This window comes from Micromonospora sp. 15K316 (assembly GCF_004348525.1).
In the GTDB taxonomy this organism is placed as follows: Bacteria; Actinomycetota; Actinomycetes; order Mycobacteriales; family Micromonosporaceae; genus Micromonospora.
On sequence record NZ_SMKG01000020.1, the window covers coordinates 1 to 23695 of the forward strand.

20 protein-coding genes are annotated in these 23695 nt (G+C 73.6%); 5 read left to right on the forward strand and 15 right to left on the reverse strand.

Annotation, left to right across the window (positions count from 1 at the left end):
* Positions 1 to 811, reverse strand: an 811-nt coding sequence (locus tag E1211_RS07475) for a hypothetical protein (RefSeq protein ID WP_132346800.1), incomplete at its 3' end; no start/stop codon positions are given.
* A gap of 235 nt (positions 812 to 1046) precedes the next feature.
* Complete coding sequence (locus E1211_RS07480) at positions 1047 to 3425, reverse strand: acylase (protein ID WP_132346802.1); 2379 nt, start codon at positions 3423 to 3425, stop codon at positions 1047 to 1049.
* A gap of 226 nt (positions 3426 to 3651) precedes the next feature.
* Here E1211_RS07480 and E1211_RS07485 point away from each other — a divergent pair, with 226 nt between their 5' ends.
* Positions 3652 to 5205, forward strand: coding sequence for a gluconokinase (locus E1211_RS07485; protein WP_132346804.1), 1554 nt, complete (start codon positions 3652 to 3654; stop codon positions 5203 to 5205).
* 90 nt (positions 5206 to 5295) lie between these two features.
* Positions 5296 to 6585, forward strand: coding sequence for a serine hydrolase (locus tag E1211_RS07490; RefSeq protein WP_132346806.1), 1290 nt, complete (start codon positions 5296 to 5298; stop codon positions 6583 to 6585).
* A 52-nt stretch (positions 6586 to 6637) separates the two neighbouring features.
* On the opposite strand, the gene E1211_RS07495 is transcribed toward E1211_RS07490, so the two are convergent.
* The 10 genes from E1211_RS07495 to E1211_RS07540 all read right to left on the reverse strand — a co-directional run bounded on the left by E1211_RS07495 (position 6638) and on the right by E1211_RS07540 (position 17794).
* Complete coding sequence (locus E1211_RS07495; protein ID WP_132346808.1) at positions 6638 to 7396, reverse strand: MerR family transcriptional regulator; 759 nt, start codon at positions 7394 to 7396, stop codon at positions 6638 to 6640.
* A gap of 49 nt (positions 7397 to 7445) precedes the next feature.
* On the reverse strand, positions 7446 to 7886 hold the full coding sequence (locus E1211_RS07500; RefSeq protein ID WP_132346810.1) for a hypothetical protein: 441 nt from the start codon (positions 7884 to 7886) through the stop codon (positions 7446 to 7448).
* Positions 7887 to 7952: 66 nt separating this feature from the next.
* Positions 7953 to 10229, reverse strand: a complete 2277-nt coding sequence (locus E1211_RS07505; protein WP_243709401.1) for a bifunctional diguanylate cyclase/phosphodiesterase — start codon at positions 10227 to 10229, stop codon at positions 7953 to 7955.
* A gap of 205 nt (positions 10230 to 10434) precedes the next feature.
* Positions 10435 to 11955, reverse strand: coding sequence for a hypothetical protein (locus tag E1211_RS07510; RefSeq protein WP_132346812.1), 1521 nt, complete (start codon positions 11953 to 11955; stop codon positions 10435 to 10437).
* Positions 11952 to 13052, reverse strand: coding sequence for a hypothetical protein (locus E1211_RS07515; RefSeq protein WP_132346814.1), 1101 nt, complete (start codon positions 13050 to 13052; stop codon positions 11952 to 11954). Before E1211_RS07515 ends, E1211_RS07510 begins: the two co-directional genes overlap by 4 nt.
* Positions 13053 to 13128: 76 nt before the next feature.
* The gene (locus E1211_RS07520) at positions 13129 to 13362 is read right to left on the reverse strand and encodes a zinc-ribbon domain-containing protein (RefSeq protein WP_132346816.1); all 234 of its coding nucleotides are present in this window, start codon (positions 13360 to 13362) and stop codon (positions 13129 to 13131) included.
* Positions 13363 to 13493: 131 nt separating this feature from the next.
* Positions 13494 to 14366 (reverse strand): SRPBCC family protein, encoded by an 873-nt coding sequence (locus E1211_RS07525; protein ID WP_132346818.1) that lies wholly within the window; start codon positions 14364 to 14366, stop codon positions 13494 to 13496.
* Positions 14359 to 14916: a helix-turn-helix domain-containing protein gene (locus tag E1211_RS07530; protein WP_132346820.1), complete on the reverse strand. Its 558-nt coding sequence runs from the start codon at positions 14914 to 14916 to the stop codon at positions 14359 to 14361. The genes E1211_RS07525 and E1211_RS07530 overlap by 8 nt, the downstream gene beginning before the upstream one ends.
* Before the next feature lie 137 nt (positions 14917 to 15053).
* Entirely contained in the window at positions 15054 to 16397 is a 1344-nt protein-coding gene (locus tag E1211_RS07535) for a class I SAM-dependent methyltransferase (protein ID WP_132346822.1), read from the reverse strand.
* Complete coding sequence (locus tag E1211_RS07540) at positions 16394 to 17794, reverse strand: FAD-binding oxidoreductase (RefSeq protein ID WP_132346824.1); 1401 nt, start codon at positions 17792 to 17794, stop codon at positions 16394 to 16396. The genes E1211_RS07535 and E1211_RS07540 overlap by 4 nt, the downstream gene beginning before the upstream one ends.
* Positions 17795 to 17890: 96 nt before the next feature.
* Between E1211_RS07540 and E1211_RS07545 the strand changes: the two genes are divergently transcribed.
* Both E1211_RS07545 and E1211_RS07550 read left to right on the forward strand, forming a co-directional pair.
* Positions 17891 to 18361 (forward strand): aminoacyl-tRNA deacylase, encoded by a 471-nt coding sequence (locus E1211_RS07545; RefSeq protein WP_132346826.1) that lies wholly within the window; start codon positions 17891 to 17893, stop codon positions 18359 to 18361.
* Between the two features lie 67 nt (positions 18362 to 18428).
* Positions 18429 to 18713, forward strand: coding sequence for a DUF427 domain-containing protein (locus E1211_RS07550; RefSeq protein WP_132346828.1), 285 nt, complete (start codon positions 18429 to 18431; stop codon positions 18711 to 18713).
* Positions 18714 to 18786: 73 nt separating this feature from the next.
* Here E1211_RS07550 and E1211_RS07555 read toward each other — a convergent pair whose 3' ends face one another.
* Complete coding sequence (locus E1211_RS07555; protein ID WP_132346830.1) at positions 18787 to 20094, reverse strand: MFS transporter; 1308 nt, start codon at positions 20092 to 20094, stop codon at positions 18787 to 18789.
* Positions 20095 to 20146: 52 nt separating this feature from the next.
* Here E1211_RS07555 and E1211_RS07560 point away from each other — a divergent pair, with 52 nt between their 5' ends.
* On the forward strand, positions 20147 to 21160 hold the full coding sequence (locus E1211_RS07560) for a GlxA family transcriptional regulator (protein WP_132346832.1): 1014 nt from the start codon (positions 20147 to 20149) through the stop codon (positions 21158 to 21160).
* A gap of 16 nt (positions 21161 to 21176) precedes the next feature.
* Here the strand turns inward: E1211_RS07560 and E1211_RS07565 are convergent, their stop codons facing one another.
* Together E1211_RS07565 and E1211_RS07570 are read right to left on the reverse strand one after the other, a co-directional pair.
* Positions 21177 to 21641: a hypothetical protein gene (locus E1211_RS07565; protein WP_132346834.1), complete on the reverse strand. Its 465-nt coding sequence runs from the start codon at positions 21639 to 21641 to the stop codon at positions 21177 to 21179.
* 99 nt (positions 21642 to 21740) lie between these two features.
* Positions 21741 to 23693 carry a VWA domain-containing protein gene (locus tag E1211_RS07570; RefSeq protein ID WP_132346836.1) on the reverse strand — a complete coding sequence of 651 codons (1953 nt, stop codon included), beginning with the start codon at positions 23691 to 23693 and terminating at the stop codon, positions 21741 to 21743.
* Between the last annotated feature and the right edge of the window lie 2 nt (positions 23694 to 23695).

Here is a 23695-nt window from a genome sequence, read left to right on the forward strand (position 1 = left end):
GGGTGGGGCCGGGCGTGGCCGCGATCGCCACCTCCGCGCCCGGATCGGACGGGCTCGTCTCGATCAGCGCGGCGGGCACCAGCACGGCGATGGCAGCGGCGACCGCGACGGTACGCCGGCCACCGGGCACCAGTCCGGAGAGTCGCGCCTGCCCCGGCGTGGCGACGGCCGGTCGGAACGGCTTGAGCTCCGCGTGCTCGGCGATCAGCTCGTCGAGCTGCGCCCGCACCGCGTCGCGCTGCTCGATCGCGTCGGCGAAGGCCAGGGTCAGCTTGAACCGGAAGTCGGCCGCGGCCGCGGCGGGGAGCAGCACCCCGCTGGTACGGCGACGGTCGAGCGTCTGGATCAGCGTGACGGGAGCCGCCGGGTCGTGAGCGAGCCCTGTCATCTTCCCGTACGCCCAGTCGCGCCGGGCCCGCCCGCCGAGCAGCACCAGGCGACGGCTGGTGATGACGGCCATCCCGGCGTCGGCGACCCGCACCCCGTCCGGGCGGCGCGGGCGCAGCGGTGTCACCTCGGGGCCGACGGTCAGGTCCGGCGCGGGCAGCACGGCGCCGTGCCGCACCTCGACCAGTTGCACGGCCGGCCACACCCAGAGGACCACCTCGTCCGAGGCGAGTTCGAGCGGCAGGCCCATGCCGGCGGCCGCGGAGCCCTGGAAGTCGGCGGCGAGCGCGCGGAGCCGGCACAGTTCGTCGTTGCGCCGCCGCCAGGCGGCCTCGGCGCTGCGGTACGTCTGGTGCCGGCGCTCGTTCTGCCGGTGCGCCCAGCGGTACCGCCAGGTGGAACCCGTCGAATCAGTCCTTGCCATGCCGACTCCTTCGCCGCGCAGGCCACCAATCGGGGTGTCACACGTGTTAACTCCACCGGCGTTCGGCCCGGACCCGGCAACACGGCGTAAATACCCGATCGGTGGACCAACTTGGACGATAGGGCGGTTTTGCATCACAAGCGGATTTCGGTCGGGCGTGTCGCGCGACAGCGGCGCCGCAGACGCGCCGCGCCGCCGATCCGAGGTGGACCGGCGGGCGCGTCACGTCGGCACGTCAGCGCCGGCGGCCCTCCCCCACCCGGTAACTGCGCAGGTTCGGGTCAGCCTTGATCTGCGCCTCCGTGAACTTGACCGTGTCCCACCCCTTCCGCGAGTAGAGCTCGGTCTGATCCGCGTACCAGGGCGAATTCGGGTTGGTCGACTGCGAGTAGGTGAGGATCTGCCGCCCGGACGGGCCGTCGCGGCCCAGCTCGACGGCCATCACGAACGACGAGCCGTGGACCACCTTCGGGTAGCCGACGCCCGGCACCCGGTTGTTGACGATCATGTTGAAGATCCCGGCCTCGGCACGCCCGCCGTGGATCGGGATCCGCCGGTCGCCGCGCGGTTCGGCCTGCACGTCGCCGAGCCGGGCGTCGAGCGGAATGCCGGCCAGGCCGCGCACGGCGTCGGCGAGCGCGGTGAGCACCCGCGGATCGGCGGTGGCCAGCCGCTTCGGGGTGCGTACCGGGTCGGCGGCCGAGAAGGCGTCGGCGAAGCGCAGGCCCCCGGCCAGGGCGAACTCGGTGAAGAGGTGCGCGCCTCGGCTGTCCAGGTCGGCGTGCAGGTCCCAGCGCCGCAGAGCGGTGCAGGCGGCGCGCAGGTCCACAGTCGTACCGTCGGAGGCGGTCGCGGTGGGCTGCGCCGTGCAGAGCGCCACCAGGTCGTCGCGGACCAGCTCCCCGCCGTAGACCCGGTTGCCGAAGACCGTCCGCCACAACCGCTCGGCGGTGAACCCCCGGCCGGGCAGCCCGTCGGTGCCGGCCAGCCGCTGCCGTACCTGGTCCAACCCGAGCCGGGTACGCAGGCTACGCGGGGTGCCCTCGTCGCCGATGATCCGCGGGTAACCCTCGAGCGGCGCCTTCGGGTTCGCCAGCCAGTAGCTGTCGTTGGAGTTGGTCACGTAGTCGGTGCGGAAGCGCACCGGCAGGTTCGCCGGCCCGAAGATGCCCGGCACCGCGGCGTCCCGGTCGGCGCCGAGCGCGCACGCCGAGCGCGAACCGTCGAGCACCGCCTGGCCGCTGCCGGCGTACATCGACCGGAACGCGGCGGGGATGCAGGTGGCGGCGAGCGCGTCGGTGACCCGGGGGATCACCGAGTGATCGGCGTAGAGCGCCTCGCCGCGGGCGTCGGCGGCGATCACGTTCACCCACGGCAGGAACTGGTAGCGGTCGAGCACCCGGGTCAGCTCCCGTACGGTCGAGGCCCGGCCCATCTGGAGCCAGCCGTCGAAGGCCCGGTTGTTGCCGGCGTTGACGTCGGTGATGGCGTACGCGGTGCTGGTCGTCCAGTCGAACCTGCCGGGCACCACCACGACCGGCCCATGGTGGGTGTCGTGGAAGACCCGGCTGACCGGCACGAGCCGGCCGTCCGGGCCGGGCATCCGGACGGTGACGCTGCGGGTGGTCATCTTCCGCGGCTCGCCGTCGAGGTAGTACGAGGTGGGGTCGCCGGGGACGAGCGCGAGCTGGTGCCAGACGTAGCGGCGCGCCGTCGAGACGGTGTGGCTCCAGGCGATCTTTCCGTTGTGTCCGATCTCGACGATCGGGTCGCCGATCAGCGACGCGCCCTCGACGTCGTACCGGCCGGGCACCTTCAGGTGCATCCGGTAGAAGCGGTCCGCGCCGTCCCACGGGAAGTGCGGGTTGGCGAGCACCATCCCACCCCGGTCGGCGGTGGCCGCCTCGCCCAGCCCGTACGCGTTGCTGCCGATCCCGCCGGTCGTGCCGTCGACGGCGGCGACCACCGCCGCCGCACCCGGCGCGTCCTGCACGGCCGCCGCTCCGGTGGCGCCCGGCGGCGCCGCCGCGACGATCCCGTCCAGCATCGCCGCCGAGCCGGCCCGGACCATGCTGGCCCAGGTGGTGCGCCACACGTCCAGTTCGGTGAGGGGACGCACCCAACCCTTGCCCCGGCACGCCGGGTCGGTCAGCCTCGCCACGCCGACCTTGCGCAGGTAGGAGTTGTAGCCGGCGGCGAAGCCACGGACCAGGTCGCGGATCTCGTCCGAGGGCGAGTGCACCCCGTCGCGCCGGCCGGCGAGCATCCGCTCGACCGTCCGGTCCTCGACCATCTTGCGGTAGAACAGGTCACTGCGAACGTTCGCGTCGGTGGGGCCGCTCGCCCCGAACCACCGGGACCGTTCCCCGTTGACCGTCACCGCCGTGTCGGCGATGACGCAGAGATTGTCCTCGGCCTGCACGTAGCCGACACCGAAGCCGAGACTCGCGAAGTTCGCCGCCGTGATGTGCGGCACCCCGTACGAGGCCCGGCGGATCTCGGCCGAGTAGCCGCCGTCGCGCTGGTGCGCGCCGGCCGGCCCGGCACCGAGCCCGGTGACGGCCAGCCCCAGGACGGCCACCGCCGCGCCGAGGCGTACTGCGGGACGTCTCATCGGATCCTCCCCCGTGGCGCCCCCGAACCTCACCGCCCGAGGGGCATCGATGATGATCGCTCATTCTGGTCGCCTGCCGGGCCGGCGTACAGCCCCACGCCGGCGAACGGTCAACCAGCCTCCGACCGGCACCCGCTCTGACCAGCGGTGATCGCCCACCGTGACGGCCCGCGCCTCGGTAACGTCAGCGGCAGCCGGACGGCCGGCGGCGAGGAGGTGGACGGCGATGGCCGGGTCGGGCGGCTCACCGCCGGTGGTGATCGGCGTCGACATCGGCACCACCAGCACCAAGGCCGTCGCCTACGACACGACCGGCCGGCAGCTCGCCACCAACTCGGCCGGCTACCCGCTGGGCGAACCGCAGCCGGGATACGCCGAGCAGGACCCGCAACGCATCCTCGACGCGGTCGTCACCTCGATCCGCGCCACGCTGGCCGAGCTGGACCGCCCGGTGGCCGGCCTCTCGTTCAGCAGCGCGATGCACAGCCTGATCGGGCTCGACGGCGACGGCGACCTGCTCACCCCGTCGATCACCTGGGCCGACTCGCGCGCCAGCCGGCAGGCGGAGCGGCTGCGCGCCGTCCCCTCCGGGCTCGCCCTGCACCGGCGCACCGGCACTCCGATCCACCCGATGGCCCCGCTGCCGAAGCTGCTCTGGTTCGCCGAGCAGCAGCCGGCGCTCTTCGCGGAGGTCGCCCACTGGGTGGGGATCAAGGACTGGGTGCTGCTGCGGCTCTGCGGGATGCTGGTCACGGACCACTCGATCGCCTCCGGCACCGGCCTGATGGACATCTACCGGCTGGACTGGGACACCGAGGCGCTCGCGATCGCCGGCATCGGCGCGCAGAAGCTGCCGCAACTGGTCTCCACCACCACCGTGCTGCCCCGGCTCACCGCCGACGCGGCGGCCGCCACCGGGCTGCCCGAGCGCACCCCCGTCGTGGTCGGCGCGGGCGACGGACCGCTGGCCAACCTGGGGCTCGGGGCGGTGCACCCGGGCATGGTGGCTTGCTCGATCGGCACCAGCGGCGCGATGCGGGTCATGGTGGAGCGTCCGGGCGTCGACCCACTCGGCGGGGTGTTCTGCTACGCGCTCACCGAGGAGCGCTGGGTGGTCGGCGGGGCGATCAACAACGGGGGCATCGTGCTGGACTGGGCCGGCGACGCGCTCGCCCCGGACCTCGGTGCGCGCGCCGCGGACGAGCTGGTCGCCCTCGCCGCCCGCGCACCGGTCGGCTCCGGCGGGCTCATCATGCTGCCGTACCTGCTCAGCGAGCGCGCGCCGCACTGGAGCGCGCTGCCCCGCGGCGCGTACGTGGGGCTGACCCACGGGCACCGCCGGGAACATCTCATCCGGTCCGCCATCGAGGGCGTCTGCCAGCAGCTCGCGCTGGTGCTCGCCTCGGTGCGCTCCGCCGGCAACGAGGTGCGCGAGGTTCGGGCCAGCGGCGGCTTCGCCCGCAGCGGGCTGTGGCGGCAGATCCTCGCCGACGCGCTCGGGGTGTCGGTGGCCTTCCCGGCGGAGCACGAGGGGTCGAGCTTCGGCGCGGCGCTGCTCGGCATGCAGGCGCTCGGGCTGATCCCGTCCATCGACGTGGCGGCCGACCTGGTCCGGATCGAGGAGATCATCCGGCCCGATCCGGCCGCCGCCGCCACCTACGCGACGCTCCTGCCGCTCTTCGCCGAGCTCTACGACGCGCTGGTGCCCACCTTCACCTCGCTGCGCCGGCTGGCGCCCGGCCTGCCGCCGGAGCCCACCCCCGCCCCGCCTCCGATGTGACCGGCGGGCCCGTCCCGGTCACGACGTACCGAACGAGTGACAGCGTGACTGTCGCCGTCCACGACCGCTCGCACTTCTTATCGTACGAACGTGAAGAAAACCGACAAGAAGGTCTCATCTTCCCGGCGGCCGTCGTGGCGGGTACGCCTCACGAAGCTGGCCGCCACCGGCGTCACCCTCGCCCTGCTGCCCAGCGGGGCGGCCACGGCCGACGGTGGCGGGCCCACCTCGGAACCGGCTCCGGAACAGCGGCCACCGGCCAGCACCCTCGCCTGGCTGGCCTTCCCCGGTGGGGTCTTCTCCGTCGACAGCGACACGCGCACCGTCCGCTACCGGGCCTGCGACGGCGACACCGGCCGGATCCCCGACCCGGACATGCGGGTGCACGGCCGGATGGCCAGCGGCGAGGTCACCGTCGACGGGACGACCTACGCCTACGACGTGCCGCTGGTCGGCCGCACCCGGGGCATCGTCGAGGTGACCCGGCCCGGGGCCGAGCCGGACGGGCTGGTCGGCGAGGTGGTCACCGAGCCGCAGCCGCCCACCGACCCGGCCGCCGGCCGCCGGCTGCTCCCCCTCACCGGGCAGCTCCAGCAGGTCGTGGACGCCTCCACCGCCAACCCGGCCGGGGTGGCCGTGCGAGACCTCTCCGGCCGGTACGGCGACCAGCAGATCGCGGTCAACGGCGCGTTCCGCCCGAAGGCCGCCAGCGTGATCAAGCTGTGGATCCTGGTCGAGCTGCTGCGCCGGGTCGACTGCGGCCAGGTCTCCCTGGACAAGGGGGTGCTGGTCACCCCGGCCCAGGTCGTCGACGGCACCGGCGAGCTTCAGCACGAGACCTTCCCGCAGGTCGTCACCCTGTACCGGCTCGCCGAATACATGATCAAGTACAGCGACAACACGGCCGCGAACGTGCTGATCGACTACTTCGGCGGCTTCGCGCCGGTCAACGACCTGACCGACTCGATGAACCAGCGGGAGACCATCCTGGCCCGCAAGATGCTCGACACCGAGGCCGCCATGCGCGGCGAGGAGAACTACACCAGCCCGGACGACGTGGTCGCGCTCCTCGGCGCCGTCTGGGACGCGCAGATCCTCACCCCGGCCACCCGCGACCTGATGATCGGCTTCATGGCCGAGCAGACCCTGAACACCAAGATCCCGGCCGCGCTGCCGCCCGGCGTCCCCGTCGCGCACAAAACCGGTGACCTGCCGGACGCCTCGCACGACGTCGGCTACTACCTGATCCCCGGCTCGCAGGTCGCGGTCGCGTTCCTCACCTCCGGCCCGATGGCCGGCGGCGACGAGACCGTACGGCGGCTAGCCCGCACCGTCTACGACTACCTCATCGAGCCGCCACCCGCCACCAGCGAGCAGTGAACCGGCCCGGCCCGGCGGGCACCCCCCTCGGGGTGCGCCGGGCCGGGCCGCGTCAGGCGCGGCTGATCGCGTTGGCGTGGATCGCCTCGCTCAGGTACGCGGTCAACCCGGGCGCGATGCTCTCGTAGTGCGCGGTGAACCGCTCGTCGGCCAGGTACAGGTCGGCCAGGCCGGTGTGGATCTCGTACGAGCAGTCGTAGAACCAGCGGCCGATGATCTGCCGGTGCTCCTCGGCCAGCTCCATCGCCTCGGGGCCGTCCGCCGGGGCGCCGGAGGACATCACCGCCACGATCCGCCGCCCCCACTCCTCGTTCTCCTGCTTGATCCGCAGCCAGTCGTCCTTGCCGTACCGGGACACCCGCCGGTTCGACTCCGCGTACGCCTCACTGCCGCCCCACCGCTGCTCCGCCTCCTCGGCGTGCGCCTCCGGGTCGAAGTCCCCGAAGACCTCGAACCGCTCCTCCGGGGTCAGCCGGATGTCCACCTTCCTCGCCTCCAACGCGAACTCGATCGCCGTGACCATCTCCTGCAACCGCTTGATCCGCACCGAGAGCAGCTCGTGCTGACGGCGCAGGTGCGCGGCCGGGTCGGCCGTCGGGTCGTCGAGGATCCCGGCGATCTGATCCAGCGGGAACCCCAGCTCCCGGTAGTAGCGGATGAGTTGCAGCCGCTCCAGGTCGGCGTCGTCGTAGCGCCGGTAGCCGGTCGAGCTGCGCCCGCCCGGCGAGAGCAGGCCGATCTCGTCGTAGTGGTGCAGCGTCCGCACCGTCACGCCGGCAAGCTTCGCCACCTGACCCACCGTGTACGCCATGGCTCCCTCCCTTCCGGGGACCAGGCTTCCACCTGCCGTTACGTGAGGGTCAAGCCGCTGCGACGCCGGTACGGCCGACGATCGCCTCGACGATGTCGGAGCCGATCGATCCAGGATCGCAGACCACGAGGTCCTCGGGCGCATACACGGCGGCCCCGGACTCGGGGTGCACGACGAGAACGCCGCCCACCGGCAGGAAGCCGACGATCTGGGCGAACGGGTGTGTCGACTTCTCGGTCGGGTCGGCGACCGACGCATCCGGCCGGACGATCATGCCTTCCTCGAGCCACGGCGGCCGATCGACGAGCACGGCCACCTCGATCGGGCCGGGCCCGTACTCGGCGGTCGCCGCAGCCTGGGCCAGGCGTCCGAGGTCGGCCGAACGCCGGGCGACACCGGCGTCGACCGGACCGTCTGGCCCGGCGACGACCAGCCGCATCGAGCGGTCCGGATTGAAGTGGACCGTCACTGTCACGCTACGCAGCACCACTCGCGATCCCTCACATCCGCCGGGCAGCTGCCGCCGACGGCGGCCGGTGGCATCTCGTCAGGTCGTTCATCGAATCCTGGCCAAATTCAACTGCATCAGTCCACCCGGGCGGCCGTACCGGTAACCCTGCCCGTGTACGCAGCCGATCGCGGCGACCGCGTCGTGCTGCCGCTCGGTCTCCACCCCCTCGGCCACCACCGACAGGTCGAACGCCCCGGCGAGGCGGGTCACCATCTCCACCGTGGCGTAGGCCCGGTCGTCGTCGAGGTCGAGCCGGGCCACGAACGAGCGGTCGATCTTCAACTCGGTGGCCGGGATGCGGTGCAGGTAGCTCAGCGACGAGTAGCCGGTGCCGAAGTCGTCGATGGCGATCCGGATGCCCAGCTCACGCAGCTGCCGCAGCCGCTCCAGCACCGCCTCGCTGCCGTCGATCAGCGCCGACTCGGTCAGCTCCAGGGTGAGCGTCCGGGGCGCCAACCCGGCCGCCGCGGTGGCCGCGGTGACCGTGGCGATCAGGTCCGGCCGGCGCAGGTGGGCGGCGGCGATGTTCACCGCGACGGTGGCCTCGGCCGGCCGGTCCCGCCAGGCGGCGGCCGCCCGGCACGCCTCGTGGATCACCCACCGGTCGATCTGCACGATCAGCCCGGTCTCCTCGGCCAGCGGCAGGAACCGGGCCGGGCTGAGCAGCCCGAGCCGGGGATGCCGCCAGCGGACCAGCGCCTCCGCGCTGCGCACCGCCCCGGTGGCCAGGTCCACGATCGGATGGAACTCCAGGTGCAGCTGGCCCTCGTCGACCGCCCGGCGCAGGTCGGCGATCAGCTCCGCCCGGGACACCGCCGCCTCACGCAGCTCCGGAGTGCAGACCCGGTACGCCGACTTCCCCGCCGCCTTCGCCGCGTACATGGCGATGTCGGCGTCGCGGAGCAGGTCGGTGTGGGAGGTGTGCTGCGGGCCGTACTCGGCGATGCCGATGCTCGCCGACGGGTGCACCCCCGCGTGCTCCTCCCCGTCGGAGGGTTGCAGCGCGTCGAGCAGCCGCTCGGCCAGCCGCTCCGGCGGCACCGAGCGCGCGTCGACAAGGACGGCGAACTCGTCCCCGCCGAGCCGGGCGATGACACCGTCGCCGGCCACGGCTTCGCGCATCCGCGCCGCCAGGCTGGTCAGCAGGCTGTCCCCGGCGGCGTGCCCGAACCGGTCGTTGACCTGCTTGAACCCGTCCAGGTCGAGCATCAGCACCGCCACCGGCCCCTCGGCGCGCAGCGCTCGTCGTAGCCGCCGGGTGAACATCAGCCGGTTCGGCAGCCCGGTGAGCTGGTCGGTGTAGGCGAGCGTGCGCAGCCGGGCCACCAGCCGCAGGTTCTGGGTGGCGGCCAGCCCCTGACGTACGGCCAGGGCGGCGAGCAGCGCCATCATGCACACGAACACCAGGTGCGGGGTCTGGCCGGTCGGCTGCCGGGCCAGCACCACCGCCACTATCGCCCCGCCCACGGGCAGGTACGGCAGGGCCACCTGCCACCACGGCGGCAGCGGGGCGTCGGCCGTGTCCTCCGGGTCGGCGCGGGGCGGCGGGGCCGGGTAGCGGGTGGCGACGACGATCAGCAGGTAGCTCACCGACCAGCAGAGGTCGACGAGGTGGCCGGCGGCGTACTCGCCCCGGGCGAGGAGCGCGACGTACGCGGTGTCGGCCAGGACCCGGGCCGCCAGGCTGCCGGCCAGCGCGGTCATCGGTCGCCAGCGCGGCCGTGTCGTGCCGACCACCGCCACCAGGACGGTCAGCTGCACCAGGTCGAGCACCGGGTAGAGCAGCCCGAGGGTGTGGACCGGGTCGGCGAGGTCCGCCGCGGCGAGATCGTGGAAGACCAGCACCCAGCCGACGGGCACCAGGGCGAGCCCGACGATCACCCCGTCCAGCAGGATGCGGGCCCGGCCGACCCGGCCGCGCGGGGCGGTGGGCACGAAGAGCAGCGCGGCCGTGCCGGTGACGATCCCGGCGGTGAAGACCGCCGCGACGAGCGGGGTGTACGGCAGCTCGTCGCCGGTGAGCCGCCGCACCGCCCCGAACGCCTGGCCGAGCGCGGCGAGCCCCATCGTGGCGGCGAGCAACGTCCAGAATCGACGCAGCGAGGCCGGGTGCCGGCGGGCCGCACCCGCGCAGGCCACCGCCGCCCAGCCGGAGACCAGCAGCGCGCCGAGGCCACCGGCCTGGGCCGCACCCGGCAGCGCCGCCGCCAACCAGATCGTCAACAGCAGTACGCCACCGACCGTTACCAGCAGCCCGACGTGACGTCGGCGGGCCGGACGGGGGTGGGCAGCCGTGGCCGGCTCCATGTCCTGCGGCGGCACGCTCGCTCCGGCTCCCTCCCGTGCGGGCCCCTACTTCGGCGCGGACCGCCCCGGCAAACGCGAAAAGCCTAGCCAGCGTCCGGGTGGACCCGCCAGCGGCCGACTGGTGGGTTCCCGACACCCGTGGCGGCCGGTAAGCGGTTCCGCCCCGGATCGGGGGCGGCTCGACAGCGCGGTGCCCGGCCACCGGGACGCCTGCCCCGGGTCAGGCCCACTCCTCGGTGGGGTCACCGTCAGTGGCGGGCGGTTCGGCGGAGGCAGCCGCCGCGCCGGGCGGGCCGCCGTGGGTCCACGGCGTCTCCTCCGGCGCGGGGAACGCCCCCGACGGCAGGTAGGCGTCGGACAACGTGGTGTAGCAGAGCCGCTCCCCCACCTCGGGTACGCTGCCCGGCGGCGCGGTGAGCCCGCGCCCCATCCCCCCGGAGAGTTCCAGCACGACGTCGGTCTTGCCGTCCGCGCCCGGGGTCACGAAGACCACCCGGGCCTTCTGCGACGGCCGGGCCGGACTGTAGAGCGTCGCCCCGACCGGCACCAGCACCGCCTCGGTGGTGACCAGCTGGATCCGGGGACGGAGCACCGGACGCTTCCCGCCGTCGTCGACGCGCTTCGGGTCGGCCAGCGTCACGTCGCCGACGAACGCCTCACCGGCGAGCCGGTGCTCGGCCATCACCAGCGGATCGTCGTAGGCGCGCTGCACCGCGTACGAGGTGAGGGCCCGCTCCAGCCGGTGCAGCCGGACCGCCGCGGCCACCGCCCCGTCCCGCCGGGGCTGCGGGCCGCCGCCCGAGTCGACGTGCTCGGCGTGCGCGGTGAACGCGTCCCGGTCGCCGGCCCAGCGCCCCTCGACCCGGGCGCCGGGCGGCAGCCCGCGCAGCAGACCCACGCCACGCCACATCAGCTCCCAGGTGGGCGCGAGCTGGTCGCGCAGCAGCGCTTCGAGCTCCGCGTACGCCTCGGCGCGCGCCGCCGGGTCGTCCTCCGTCGCCGCGTACGCCTCGATCGCCGGGCTGAGCCGGCGGTTGTCGAAGTCCGGATCGGTGGCCGGCCCGGCGGGCGGATGCGTCGACGGGTCCTCGGCCCGCGCGGCCGCCTCGGCGCCGGTGAGCCCGTCCGGCGGGTCGATCCAGCCGAGCAGCGCCGGCAGGTGCAGGTCCTCGACGGCGCTCTGCCCGGTCGCCCAGTGCAGGGTCAGCGCGTCGGTCATCGCCAGCAGCGCCGACGAGCCCGGATGTTCGGCCCGCTCGGCGAGGAACGTCAGCCAGCGTCCGAGCAGCGGCACCGACGGGTGCACCGGATAGTCGCCGTCCGGGCGGCGGAACCGGGTCGACCGGCCGAGCAGCCGCAGGAAGGTGATCCCGGCCGGGTTCGGCACCAGCAGTTGCGGCGCGTCGACGTACCGGTGGCGGACGTCCCGGCCCCGGTCGACAGCCACCGCCTCGCTCACCCCCCGGTGCGCGTCCAGGTACGGCAGCACGACCGAGGCCAGCTCGGCGGCGAACGCGAAGCGTTGGCTCCGGTTGCGGGGCTGCGGCACGACCAGCAGCCTCGCCTCGTCCGGTGCCGCACCGACGAGGGCGGCGAGCGGGGCGTTCGCCTCACCGGCCAGCGCGAGCGGCACCAGCACCAGTGGACGTTCGTGCAGGTGGATGTGGCGTACGGTGGCCACCGGCTGGGCCACCCCGCTGGTGACGGCCTGCGCCTTCGCGAGCGCGCGCAGCGTACTCATGCCGGGGCGCCGAGGGCGTCGGCGCGCAACCGGGCCGCGGCGCGCAGCAGCGCGGCGGCCTCCGCCTGCTCCGGCTCGGGGGTGCGTTCACCGGAGGCGAGCGCCACCACCTCCGTCACCGTGCCGAGCCCGCCGAGCGCCTCCCGGACCGGCCGGCCCATCGCACCCGTCCGACCGCGGGCCTCGTGCCGGCAGAAGTACGCCAGCTCGCAGCTGGCCAGGCACTCCGGCGCGTAGCGGGCCTCGACACGGGACAGCGCGGCGGTCAGCGTCGCCGGGTCGGTGGCCAGGTCGGCGGTGAAATCCGCCGGCACCGCGGCGAGCAGGTCGTCGAGGCGGTCCATCCGGGCCAGCTGGCGGCGCAGCACCAGCAGCTGCTTGCGTACGTCGAGCAGGCTCGCCACCGGCTGGTTGGCGAAGTCACGCGGGCAGATCAGCACCACGTCGTGCGACACCAGTTCGGGGTCGTGCCCGGCGGCGGCGAGCAGCTCGCGCAGCGCCAGCACGTACACGGCGGACTGGGTCGCGGCGGCCGAGACCTTCGCCGGGTCGGCCTGACCGTCGATCACCGGAAAGGACTTGATCTCCACGACGTGGAGCCGGCCGGCCAGCCGGGCGGCGACCAGGTCCGGTTCGAGGTGTACCCGCCGGCCGGCGACCTCCAGGCTGAGCAGCGGGTGGTCGAAGAGCGCGGCCGGCTGGCGCGGGCCGGTGGGCACGGCGGCCGTCAGCAGCTCGCGTGACCGGGTGTGCCGGTCGGGGAGGTCGTCGGCGGCGCCGAGATCGGTCCAGTCGGCTCGGTCGCCGGGCTCGACACCGAGCCGCTCGGCGACCAGCCGGAGCAGCTCGACGCCGCCGTCGGCCTTGACCTGCGCCTCGAAGGCGTTGCCCCGGGTGATCGCGAACCGGGACTGGCCGAACCGGGCGGGGAAACCGATCCGGTCGGCCAGCCCGGTCTTGTCCACCCCGGCGCCGTCCAGCACGGCCCGACGGGTGCAGCCCGGGTTGCCGGTCAGCGCGGCGATCGTCCGGGCGTTGTGCCGCCGCGGCGGGACGCCGCCCCGGATCGCGGCCAGTCGCTGCTCGCTGCTCGTCATGATCCGCCAGGATAGGCCGGGATCGCACCGGCGAGCACGTCCCGCGCCGACGTGCGTCGACGCTCACGGGTCGCCGTCAGCCGGCCGGGAGGCGCCGCGCCTCCGCCTTGGAGAGGTCGTACTCGGCCGCGCAGTAGGTGCACTGCTGGGTGTACCGGGTCCGCACCGGGATCAGCGGGACGAAGAAGAGTGTGAACTTCGTGGACCGGCGGGTGATCACCTGCGCGGCGTGGTTGCCGCAGTTGCGGCAGACCCGGCTGACGACGCCGAGCCGGTCGACCTTGGTGCGGAACCCGAAGATGACGAACATCCCCCAGTGCTACCCGCTGGACGGGTCCATCATCCCGGTCTCGTCGTCCATCGGAGACGGCGATGCGGCGGCGCCCCGGCAGGGGGCACCGCCACTTCGACCACATGCCTCGGACGACCCGCCCGGACGGGTCAGCCGGCGGTCGCCGTCTGCGGCTCGGCGCTCGGCTCCTCGGTGAGCCACATCGACTGCCAGTCGTCCGCCAGCTCGTTGTAGCGACGCAGCTCGTAGAGGCCGCTGAGCGATCCGGCCCAGCCCGCGTACGGCGGGTGCGCCTCGTCGAAGCCGCTCTGCACGAAGGTGAGCTTGGTCTTCCCGTCGGACTCGGCCAGCTCCCAGGTGGTGATGCCGGGAGGGCCCCAGTCGACGGAGACCATCCGCCCCGGGTCCAGGTCGACGACCTTGGCGGCGTGGCCCGACTCGAAGCCGCCCATGGCGTAGCGGCCACCGACCCACGGCTCGATGCCGATCGGGTGGCCGAACCAGGCGCTGGCCTGCTCGGAGTCGGTCAGCGACGTGAACACCTTGGCCATCGGCGCGTCGATGAGGATCTCGCTGCGCATCTCGGTGGAGGTGAAGTCGACCTTCGGCAGCAGCGGCCGGCCCTCCAGGTGCAGGGCGAGGTTGGCGATGGAGAGGGCCCAGTACGTCTGGAGCACCCCGCGGGGCGCGCCGCTGATCACGTCGGCGAAGTCCCAGTGGCTCTGGCTCAGGCTGAGGATCGTCGAGTCGGCGCTCTCGGCCCGCAGCCGGAACTCGGTGGTGGTCTCCACCCCGTCGAGCGTCCACGCGAAGCGCACCGTCTCGTCGTCGACGTGCAGCGGGCGCTGGTGCGGCGCGTCACCCTCGGGCGTGTAGCGGCCCCAGAACTCGTACCGCTGGGGCAGCTCGACCTCGGCGTGCTCGGCCAGCCAGACGCGCAGCTCGGCGGCGTCGGTCAGGGCCCGGCGAACGGCCTCGACCGGGGCGGCGAGACGGACGTGCAACTTCATCGGTTCACTCACGGTCTTTCCCCTTCGGGTAGCAGGCCACGGCGAGCTTGAACGCGTCTCCCTCGGCGCCGCCGTAGCGGGTGAAAAGGTCCTGCAGAGCGGTCTGCAGGTCGTGCAGGAACTGCTGGCGTTGCTCCGCCGGCACGCGGATCTCGCCCGAGACTCCGACGGAGGGCAGCTCGGGCGCGGCCCGGTCGAGCGCGGCGATGTCGGCCTGGACCTCCTCCATGAGATCGAGGAGGTAGCCGAGGCTGAGTTCGTCGCGCGCCCGGCGCAGGCCGATGCGGCCCACCAGCCGGGGTGAGAGCCAGTAGGACTGGGCGGCGGCCTGGTAGATGCCCTCGGTGATGCCGCGGACCTTGCGCTCGGCGACCAGGTCGACGAGGCCGGCCGCGACCAACTGCTTGACGTGGTAGTAGACGCGCTGCGGCGTCTGCTCCAGCCGGGCGGCCACCTCGGTGCAGGTGCGCGGCTCGGCCAGCTGCCGCAACACCTCCACGCGTTGCGGCTTGAGCAGGACCTCGGCCTGCTCGATCTGCTCCAGGTACAGGACATCTCTCATGGCAAAATCAGTTTGTACTTACAAAACTTGTTTGTCAATCGGTTCGACGAAAGGCCGCGCGTGTCGCGCGGCCTTTCTCGTGGCGGTGGCGTCGCCCGGGCCGGATCAGCGGCGCCGTACGCCGATGTCGGCGCAGGTCAGGGCAGCCAGTCCGGGCGCAGCGGGTAACCGTTGCTCCCGTCCGGGTTGTTCCGGGTCGCCAGCACCTGGTGCAACTGGATGTTGTTGCGCTCGAACGCGAGCCGCGACCCGGCCATGTAGAGCCCCCACACCCGCGCGGTCCCCGCGCCGACCTCCGAGACGCAGAAGTCCCAGTGCTCGACGAGGTTGCGGCACCAGCCCGCCAACGTCAGCGCGTAGTGCTGCCGCAGGTTCTCCTCGTGGTGCACCTCGAGCCCGGCGTCGTGCACCTCGCTGATCACCCGGCCCGGCCCGGCCAGCTCCCCGTCGGGGAAGACGTACCGGTCGATGAACGCGCCGGAGCGGTGCGGCGCCCGGTTGTCCGCCCGGGTGATGCAGTGGTTGAGCAGCCGCCCGCCCGGGCGCAGCCGGTCCCGCAGGGCCCCGAAGTAGGCCGGGTAGTTGCGCACGCCGATGTGCTCGGTCAGCCCGATGGACGAGATCGCGTCGAACTGTCCCCGTGGCGCGTCCCGGTAGTCCATGTGCCGCACCTCGGCCAGCTCACCCAGGCCCTCCCGCTCGATCGCCGCCTGCGCCCACTCGGCCTGTGCCTTCGACAGCGTGACACCGAGCGCCTTGACGCCGTACTCGCGAGCCGCGTGCCGGACCATCCCGCCCCAGCCGCAACCCACGTCGAGCAGTCGCATCCCCGGCTTGAGCGCCAGCTTCGCGGCGACCAGCTCGTACTTCGACGCCTGCGCCTGCTCCAGGGTGTCCTCCGGAGAGCGGAAGACCGCGCAGGTGTACGTCATCGACGGGCCGAGCACCCGCTCGTAGAAGGCGTTCGACACGTCGTAGTGGTGCGAGATCGCGGAGCTGTCCCGCGCCCGGGAGTGCCGCAGCCCGCTCATCACCCGTCGCCAGCGGGGCTGCGCCTCCTGCGGCGGCGCCGGCGGCGGTCGCAGCCGTTCCCAACCCAGCCCCCGCACCAGGGCCAGCGCGTCTCCCAGCGACGGCAGGCGCAGCCGCAGATCGTCAGTGAGCACCCGGAACGCCTCGTACGGGTCGCCGGGGTGCACCCCCTCCAGTCCCAGGTCGCCGCTCACGTAGGCGCGGGCCATCCCCAGGTCACCAGGGGCGGTGAGCAGATAGGACAGCCCCCGCTCGGAGCGGATGGCCAGCGTGATCCCGGCGTCTTTCGGGCCGATTGCGCTGCCGTCGTAGCCGGTGATCCGCAGCGGCAGGTCCCCGACGGTCACCGCGCGGATCACGTCCGCCACTGTGGTACGCGGATGCCGGCCCCCCGCCGGCGGTGTGCCGGGGACGCTCGTGGCCCCCTGGTCTCGATCGGTCAGGCTCATGCTCTCGCTACCGCCTTCTCGTACAGTCCGGTGAGCCGGTGCTCCGGGTCGTAGCGGTCCCGCACGGTGCGCCACGTCGCCCCGCCGTAGAGCCGCTCGAAGGAGTCCCGGTCGTAGTACGCGTCGGAGTAGAGCGACTTGTGCCCGCCCATCTCCGACACCACACGTTCGATCAGCCGGTTGACGTCACCGTCGGCGGCGCCCTCGGCGATCGGCACGCTCCCCCAGAAACCGATGTTGACGTAGTCCTGCCCGGCCCGCAGCGGATACAGCGGCCAGGACCGGGACGAGCCGGGACCCGCCGGCTCACGCAGTCGCAGTGGGCAGAGCCAGACCGGGGTCATCCCGACCGTGCCCGCGAACCAGCGCAGGAAGTCGGCCGTCCGCTCCAGGGGGATCTCCACGTCCTGCACCACCCGTTCCCGGGCGGGCTGGCCGCGCAGCCGGTCGATCCGGGCGGCGACACCGTGCCGGTGCTCCAGCCGGACCAGCCGGTGGTAGACGTCGCTGCGCCGGTAGCGCGCCGGCCAGAGCCGGCGTACCACGGGGTGTTGCACGCCGAACGCCGAGGAGCACCAGAACCAGTCGGTGTCCCAGCGCCAGAGGTAGTCGTACGTGGTGAGCGTGTCGCGGATGCGCCGGCGCAGCGACCGGTAGTAGATCTCCTGCCCGGTGTAGTCGCTGGGCCGCTCACCCGCGTCGGTGAACGTGCCGAGGACCAGGTACGCCTCGCCGGGGCTGAACATCACCCCGTCCATCACGTCCACCGGGCTGCCGGCCCAGGACCGGGTGGCGGTCACCTCCGCGATCGCGTCGGTGAGCGCCTCCAGTCTGGTGAACCGCACGTTGCGCAGCGCCACGTAGCGGCGTACCGGCTGGAGTTCGATGCGCAGCCGGGTGGCGTAGCCGAGGCTGCCCATCGAGTTCGGGAAGGCCGCGAAGAGGTCGGCGTGCTCACCCTCGGGCCGGGCCGTGACGATCTCGCCCGCCCCGGTGAGCACGTCCAGCTCGGTGACCGACTCGTGCGGCAGTCCGTTGCGGAACGACGTCGACTCGATGCCCAGCCCGGTGACGGCGCCGCCCAGCGTGATGGTGCGCAGCTGCGGCACCACCAACGGCATCAGCCCGTACCCGAGGGTCGCGTCGACCAGGTCCTCGTAGGTGCACATGCCCTGCACGTCGGCCGTGCGGGCGGCCGGGTCGACCGAGATGACCCCGGTCAACCCACTGACGTCGAGCCCCGGCGTCCGCACGTCGGCCCGGGGCCGGAACAGGTTGGAGGTGCGTTTGGCCAGCCGGATCGGCTCGCCGGGCGGCACCGCGGCGTACGAGCGCCGCAACGCCGTCACCGCACTGTCATGGTCGACCGATTGAAGATCCACACGGACCGCGCCCATGTGATCACTCTACGCCCGTCAACCGCTGTCGCACCGGATGTCCACGTTGGCCTTTTCACACTTCCGGCCAGCTCATGACGGGTTACGGTGCACCACATGCCGTCACCCGCGCTCGCCGCCCTCGACGCCGCCGGCCTGCCGTACCGGCTGATCCGGCACGGGCCGGTGGCGAGTCTCGCGGACGCCGCCGCCGTACGCGGGGTCGAGGTGCCCGACGTGGTGAAGACGATCGTGGTGCGGCGCGGACCGGACGACCACCTCTTCGTACTCACCCCCGGTGGTCGCGTCATCTCGTGGCCGAAGTTGCGCGCCCTGCTCGGGGTCAACCGCATCTCCATGCCGGACGCGGCGGCCGCGAAGGCCGCCACCGGCTACGAGCGGGGCACCATCACCCCGTTCGGCGCGACAACGGCCTGGCCGGTGATCGCCGACGAGCGGGTACGCGGCCGGACCATCACTCTCGGCGCGGGCGAGCACGGGGTGGCCGTGGCGGTCGACGCCGACGCCGCGCTGGACGCGCTGGACGCGACAGTCGCCGACGTCACCGACCCGGAGCCCACCCGCTGACCGGTGCGTCATCGGTAAGCGCCGATGGCGGTGGTCGTCACCGTCCGGGCGACATAACGTGAAACGTATGCCAAGAGCAATCTGGAACGACCTGGTCGTCGCCGAGAGCGACGACACCGTCGTGGTGGAGGGGAACCACTACTTCCCCCGTTCCGCGCTGCGCGACGACCTGATCCGCGAGTCCGACACCCACACGGTCTGCCCGTGGAAGGGCACCGCCTCGTACTTCTCCCTGGAGCACGACGGGCGCACCAGCGCCGACGCGGTCTGGTACTACCCGAACCCCAAGCCGGACGCGGAGATGGTGCGCGACCGGGTGGCCTTCTGGAAGGACGTCCAGGTCGTCGAGTGACGGCCCGTGCGGCGCGGGGCGCCATCCGTCGTGACCCCGCGCCGCCTCCGGCACACCCTGCCGCCGCCTCCGGTCAGCCCCGGTAGCGCCATGCCCTGGGCACCGGCGCACCGGCGGTGACCAACGTCGCGGTGGGCACGACCCCACCCGTCCGGCGGCGCAGCGACAGCGACAGTCCGGCCGCGCCGATGGCCAACGCACCGGCGACGTACCAGGCCGCCGTGTACTCCCCGAGCCGGTCGCGCACCAACCCCGCCGCACTGGCGGCGAGCGCCGCGCCGAGCTGGTGGGCGGCGAAGACCCAGCCGAAGACGACAGGTGCGGCGGCGCCGAAGTACTCGCGGCAGAGCGCGACGGTCGGCGGCACGGTGGCCACCCAGTCGAGCCCGTAGAAGACGATGAAGACGAGCATGCTCGGCTCGGTCGAGCCGCCGAAGAGGCTCGGCAGCAGGAGCAGCGACACGCCGCGCAGCGCGTAGTAGACGCCGAGCAGCACCCGGCTGTCGACCCGGTCGGTGAGCCAGCCGGAGGCGATCGTGCCGACGATGTCGAAGAGCCCGACCAGCGCCAGCAGGCCGGCCGCCGTGGTCTCGGACATGCCGTGGTCGTGCGCGGCCGGCACGAAGTGCGTACCGACCAGGCCGTTGGTGGTCGCGCCGCAGATCGCGAACCCGCCCGCGAGCAGCCAGAACGGCCGCGTCCGGACGGCCTGGGTGAGGGCGCCGACCGCGCGGGCGGCGGCCCCGCCGGTCGCCGGCGGGGGCGGGGTGACCTCGGTCGCGCCGTAGGCGGGCAGGCCGAGATCCGCCGGGTGCTCGCGCAGCAGCCAGACCACCAGCGGTACGACCGCCAGCGCGGCCCCGGCCACGACGAGCGCCGCCACCCGCCAGCCGTGGTCGCGCACGAGTACGGCGAGCAGCGGCAGGAAGACCAGTTGCCCGGCCGCCCCGCCCGCGGTGAGCACCCCGGTGACGAGGCCACGGTGCCGGACGAACCAGCGCCCGGTCACGGTGGCCGCGAAGGCCAGCGCCATCGAGCCGGTGCCGAGGCCGACCAGAACCCCCCAGCAGAGGACGAGTTGCCAGCTCGCGGTCATGAAGACGGTCAGGCCGCTACCGGCGGCCACCAGCAGCAGCGCCACGGCGACCACCCGCCGGATGCCGAACCGTTCCATCAGCGCGGCGGCGAACGGGGCGGTGAGCCCGTAGAGCAGCAGGTTGACCGAGACGGCGGCGGAGATCGTGGCGAGCGGCCAGCGGAACTCGGCGTGCAGTGGGTGCAGCAGCACCGACGGGGTGGCCCGGAAACCGGCCGCGCCGACCAGGGCGACGAAGGCGACGGCGGCGACGAGCCAGGCGGGGTGTAGGCGGCGTGTGGTCACGGTACGAGTCTCGGTACCGGGTGACCCCGCGACGAGTGGCCGGAAAGCCATCATGCGCAATAATCGGGCCATGACCACTCCCCGGCACCGGATCGCCGTGCTCGCCCTCGATCACGTCGTCGGCCTCGACCTCGGCACCCCCGCCCAGGTCTTCGGCACCGCCCGCGACGCCGACAGGCGGCGCTCCTACTCCGTCGAGGTCTGCACCCCGGGCGGCCGCCCGGTGCGTGCCACCCCCGGCTACCAGGTGCTCCCCGAACACGGCCTGGAGCTGTTGGAGACCGCCGACACGGTGATCGTGCCCGGCATCCACGCCGGGACGGCCCTGACCGACGGCACCCTCGAACCCGAGGTGCGCGCGGCGCTCCGCGGGGCGTACGAGCGAGGCGCCCGAATCATGTCGATCTGCACCGGCGCGTTCGTGCTCGCCGCCGCCGGACTGCTCGACGGCCGCCGGGCCACCACCCACTGGGCGCACGCCGAGGAGTTCCGCCGGCTGCACCCCCACGTCGACCTCGACCCGGACGTGCTCTTCGTCGACGACGACCGGGTGCTCACCTCGGCCGGGGTCGCCGCCGGGATCGACCTCTGCCTGCACGTCATCCGCACCGACCACGGCAGCGAGGTCGCCAACCGGGCGGCCCGCAGCTGCGTGGTCCCGCCCTGGCGGGAGGGCGGCCAGGCCCAGTACATCGAACATCCCGTGCCGAGAACGGCCGACAGCAGCACCGCCCCCGCCCGGGAATGGGCCCGGCAGCGGCTGCACGAGCCGGTCAGCCTGCGCGACATGGCCGAACGGTCCCGGATGAGCGTACGTACCTTCACCCGCCGGTTCCGCTCCGAGACCGGGCTCAGCCCGGCGCAGTGGCTGCTCCAGCAGCGCGCCGACCACGCCCGGCTGCTGCTGGAGACCACCGACCTGGGCATCGACCAGGTGGCCCGGCGCGCCGGCTTCGGCACCGCCGCCGCCCTGCGTCAGCAACTGCACCAGCGCCTCGGCGTCTCCCCCTCCACATACCGCCGCACCTTCCGCCAGCCGGCGCCGGCCGAACCGACGTCCGCCTGAGCGCAAAAGCCGGCGGTCAGCCGGCGCGGAGCATGCGCAGCTGCGCGAGGTGCTTCGGCAGGTGCACGCTGGTGTGCAGGTCGAGGGTCCTGCCCCAGGGAAGGGTGTCGTCGACCCGCAGGTCGAAACCCTCGCGCAGATGGGTCTCGACCGGAGTCTCCGCGGCCAGGCCGAGCCGCTCGGTCAGGGCGCAGAGCTTCCCGCTCGTGGCGCGGAGCAGGGCGGCCAGCCCGGCCAGGCCGCCGTGCTCCGCGACCAGCGCGTCCACCTGCGGACGGTGGATGGTCTCCAGGTCGTAGTAGGCGAACGGGGCACCGGCCAGCACCGCCTCGGTCGCCGCGACCATCAGCTCGTCGTTCGCGGCCAGATGCGCCACGATCTGCTCGGCGCTCAGCTGCCCCGCCGGCGGCGGCCCGAAGCCGCCCGCGTCGACCTCGGCGAGCACCTCCTCGTACGCGCCGCGCAGCCTCCCGCTCTCCATCACCCCAGTCAACCCCGCCCGGGACCGCCGATCACGCGGTTGCGGCACCCGGTTCACCCGGACGGGCGGCCCCTACCGCATGATCGACGGCGGACGGCGTCAGCGGCGGCGCTGGCGTGAGCGCAGATAGTCGGAGACCACGTACTCGCCGAGGTCGTCCGGGTCGGGAGTGAACATCCGCCCCTTCGACCGGCGGGCCACCGCGTCGACGAAGCGGCGCAGCCCCGGGTCGTCGCCGAGCATGAACACGTTCAGCGTCGCCCGGTACCGGGCCAACCGATCCACCTCGCGGATCGTCGCCTCGATCGTCTCCGGCAGCGGCGGCCAGTGGAAGTACGCCTCCCCGTCCTCCGGGTCGAGGTGCGCGGTCGGCTCCCCGTCGGTCACCACCAGCACCACCGGCTCGGCGTCCGGATGCCGGCGCAGGTGCCGCGCCGCCAACCGCAGCGCGTGCTGGAGGTTGGTGCCCTGCTCCATCACCGGCTCGACCGCCGCCAGCTCCTGCTGGGTCAGCGGCATCGCCTCCCGGCCGAAACCGATGATCTGGAGCGCGTCCTGCGGGAACCGGGTCGCCATCAGGTGCGACAGGGCCAGCGCCGTCTGCTTCATCGGCCCCCAGCGACCCTGCGAGATCATCGAGTACGACAGGTCGACGCAGAGCGCCACCGCCGCCGAGGAACGCCGCTCGGTCTCCACCACCTCGAAGTCGTCGACCGCGAGCTGCACGGGCACCGACGGACCGGCCCGGCGTACCGCCCGGGTGAGCGTGCGCACCACGTCCAGCGGCTGCTCGTCGCCGTACTCCCAGGGCCGGGAGGCGCCGCTCACCTCGCCGGCGGCCCCCGCCGAACGCAGGTCGTGCTGACCGCGTGGCCCGGCCGTCAGGTCGGCGAAGACCCGCCGCAGCGCGGTACCACCGAGCCGGCGCAGCGCCTTCGGGCTCAGCGTCAGCCCCTCGGCGTCCCGGGTCACCCAGCCCTGCCGGCGCAGCTCCCGCTCCAGCTCCCGCAGCCGGCGCACGTCGTCGGCCGCGTCCCGCCCGAGCGTACGGGCGACCGCCTCCACGTCGACGTCGTCCAGTGTCGCCCCGGGGTGCTCCTGGTCGAGCTGGTCGAGCAGGTCGTCCAGCTCGGCGAGCTCGGCGAGCGCGCCGGCCGCCTCCCCGTAGTCGAGGGGCCGCTCGCCCCGGACCCGCTCGCCCCGCCCCCAGCCCAGGTCGGGCCGGAGCGCCCGCAGCTGCCCGTCGAGCTGCGACATCTCCCCGGCCAGCCGCTCGCCGAGCGACTGGCGCATCAGCCCGGCCAGCTCCTCGCGCTGCCCGTCGGAGAGCGAACGCATCAGCCGCTCCCCGGCCGCCGCCCGGCGGGCCAGCACGTCGACCAGCTCGTCGACGTCCTTCGGCTGCTCCGGGAAGAACTCGCCGTGCCGGCGCATGAACTCGGCGAAGGCGTCGGCGGTCTCCTCCGAGCGGGCGTGCCGGGCCAGCAGGTCGTTCAGGTCGTGCATCATCTCGGCGAGCCGCTGCTGGGCCGCCGGATCGGCGCTCGCCCGGACCGCGTCCCGCAGGCCGGCGAACCGCTGCCCGAGCACGTCGTCGCGGAGCCCGTCGAGGATCTGCTGGTAGCTGCGGCGGGCCTCGTCGCTGGCCCACTGATAGCCGGAGAGCTCCTGCACCGCCCGCGCCGTCGAGCGGGGCAGGTTGTCCAGCACCGCCTCGGCGAAGCGCGCCGCGTCGTCGTCCCGGCCGCGCAGCTCGTCGCGCTCGGCCGCGAGCGCCTGGTCGAGCAGGGCCCGGGACCGGGTCACCGCCCCGTCCAGGTCACCCCGGCGCAGCGCCTCCCGGCGCAACCGTCGCGCCCGGGCGGCCAGATCGTCCAGCCCCCGGCGCCCGTCGGGGCCCCGGCGCAGCAGGTCGCGCAGCGCCTCCCGCAGGCTGCCGCCGGTCAGCACCTCGGCGCCGACCGCGTCGACGGCCTCGCGTACGTCGTACGGGGGCGCGAGCGGGTCCGGCCCCCCGCGCCACTGCCCGTACCGGAACCGGTTGCCGGCCATGC

Excerpts from the sequence above, each read along its gene's own strand:
- E1211_RS07520 (WP_132346816.1), bottom strand. The coding sequence starts at position 13,362 with ATGTTCGTCATCTTCGGGTTCCGCACCAAGGTCGACCGGCTCGGCGTC.
- E1211_RS07485 (WP_132346804.1), top strand. The coding sequence starts at position 3,652 with ATGGCCGGGTCGGGCGGCTCACCGCCGGTGGTGATCGGCGTCGACATC.
- E1211_RS07570 (WP_132346836.1), bottom strand. The coding sequence starts at position 23,693 with ATGGCCGGCAACCGGTTCCGGTACGGGCAGTGGCGCGGGGGGCCGGAC.
- E1211_RS07540 (WP_132346824.1), bottom strand. The coding sequence starts at position 17,794 with ATGGGCGCGGTCCGTGTGGATCTTCAATCGGTCGACCATGACAGTGCG.
- E1211_RS07510 (WP_132346812.1), bottom strand. The coding sequence starts at position 11,955 with ATGAGTACGCTGCGCGCGCTCGCGAAGGCGCAGGCCGTCACCAGCGGG.
- E1211_RS07560 (WP_132346832.1), top strand. The coding sequence starts at position 20,147 with ATGCGCAATAATCGGGCCATGACCACTCCCCGGCACCGGATCGCCGTG.
- E1211_RS07545 (WP_132346826.1), top strand. The coding sequence starts at position 17,891 with ATGCCGTCACCCGCGCTCGCCGCCCTCGACGCCGCCGGCCTGCCGTAC.
- E1211_RS07515 (WP_132346814.1), bottom strand. The coding sequence starts at position 13,052 with ATGACGAGCAGCGAGCAGCGACTGGCCGCGATCCGGGGCGGCGTCCCG.
- E1211_RS07565 (WP_132346834.1), bottom strand. The coding sequence starts at position 21,641 with ATGGAGAGCGGGAGGCTGCGCGGCGCGTACGAGGAGGTGCTCGCCGAG.
- E1211_RS07480 (WP_132346802.1), bottom strand. The coding sequence starts at position 3,425 with ATGAGACGTCCCGCAGTACGCCTCGGCGCGGCGGTGGCCGTCCTGGGG.
- E1211_RS07530 (WP_132346820.1), bottom strand. The coding sequence starts at position 14,916 with ATGAGAGATGTCCTGTACCTGGAGCAGATCGAGCAGGCCGAGGTCCTG.
- E1211_RS07495 (WP_132346808.1), bottom strand. The coding sequence starts at position 7,396 with ATGGCGTACACGGTGGGTCAGGTGGCGAAGCTTGCCGGCGTGACGGTG.
- E1211_RS07535 (WP_132346822.1), bottom strand. The coding sequence starts at position 16,397 with ATGAGCCTGACCGATCGAGACCAGGGGGCCACGAGCGTCCCCGGCACA.
- E1211_RS07550 (WP_132346828.1), top strand. The coding sequence starts at position 18,429 with ATGCCAAGAGCAATCTGGAACGACCTGGTCGTCGCCGAGAGCGACGAC.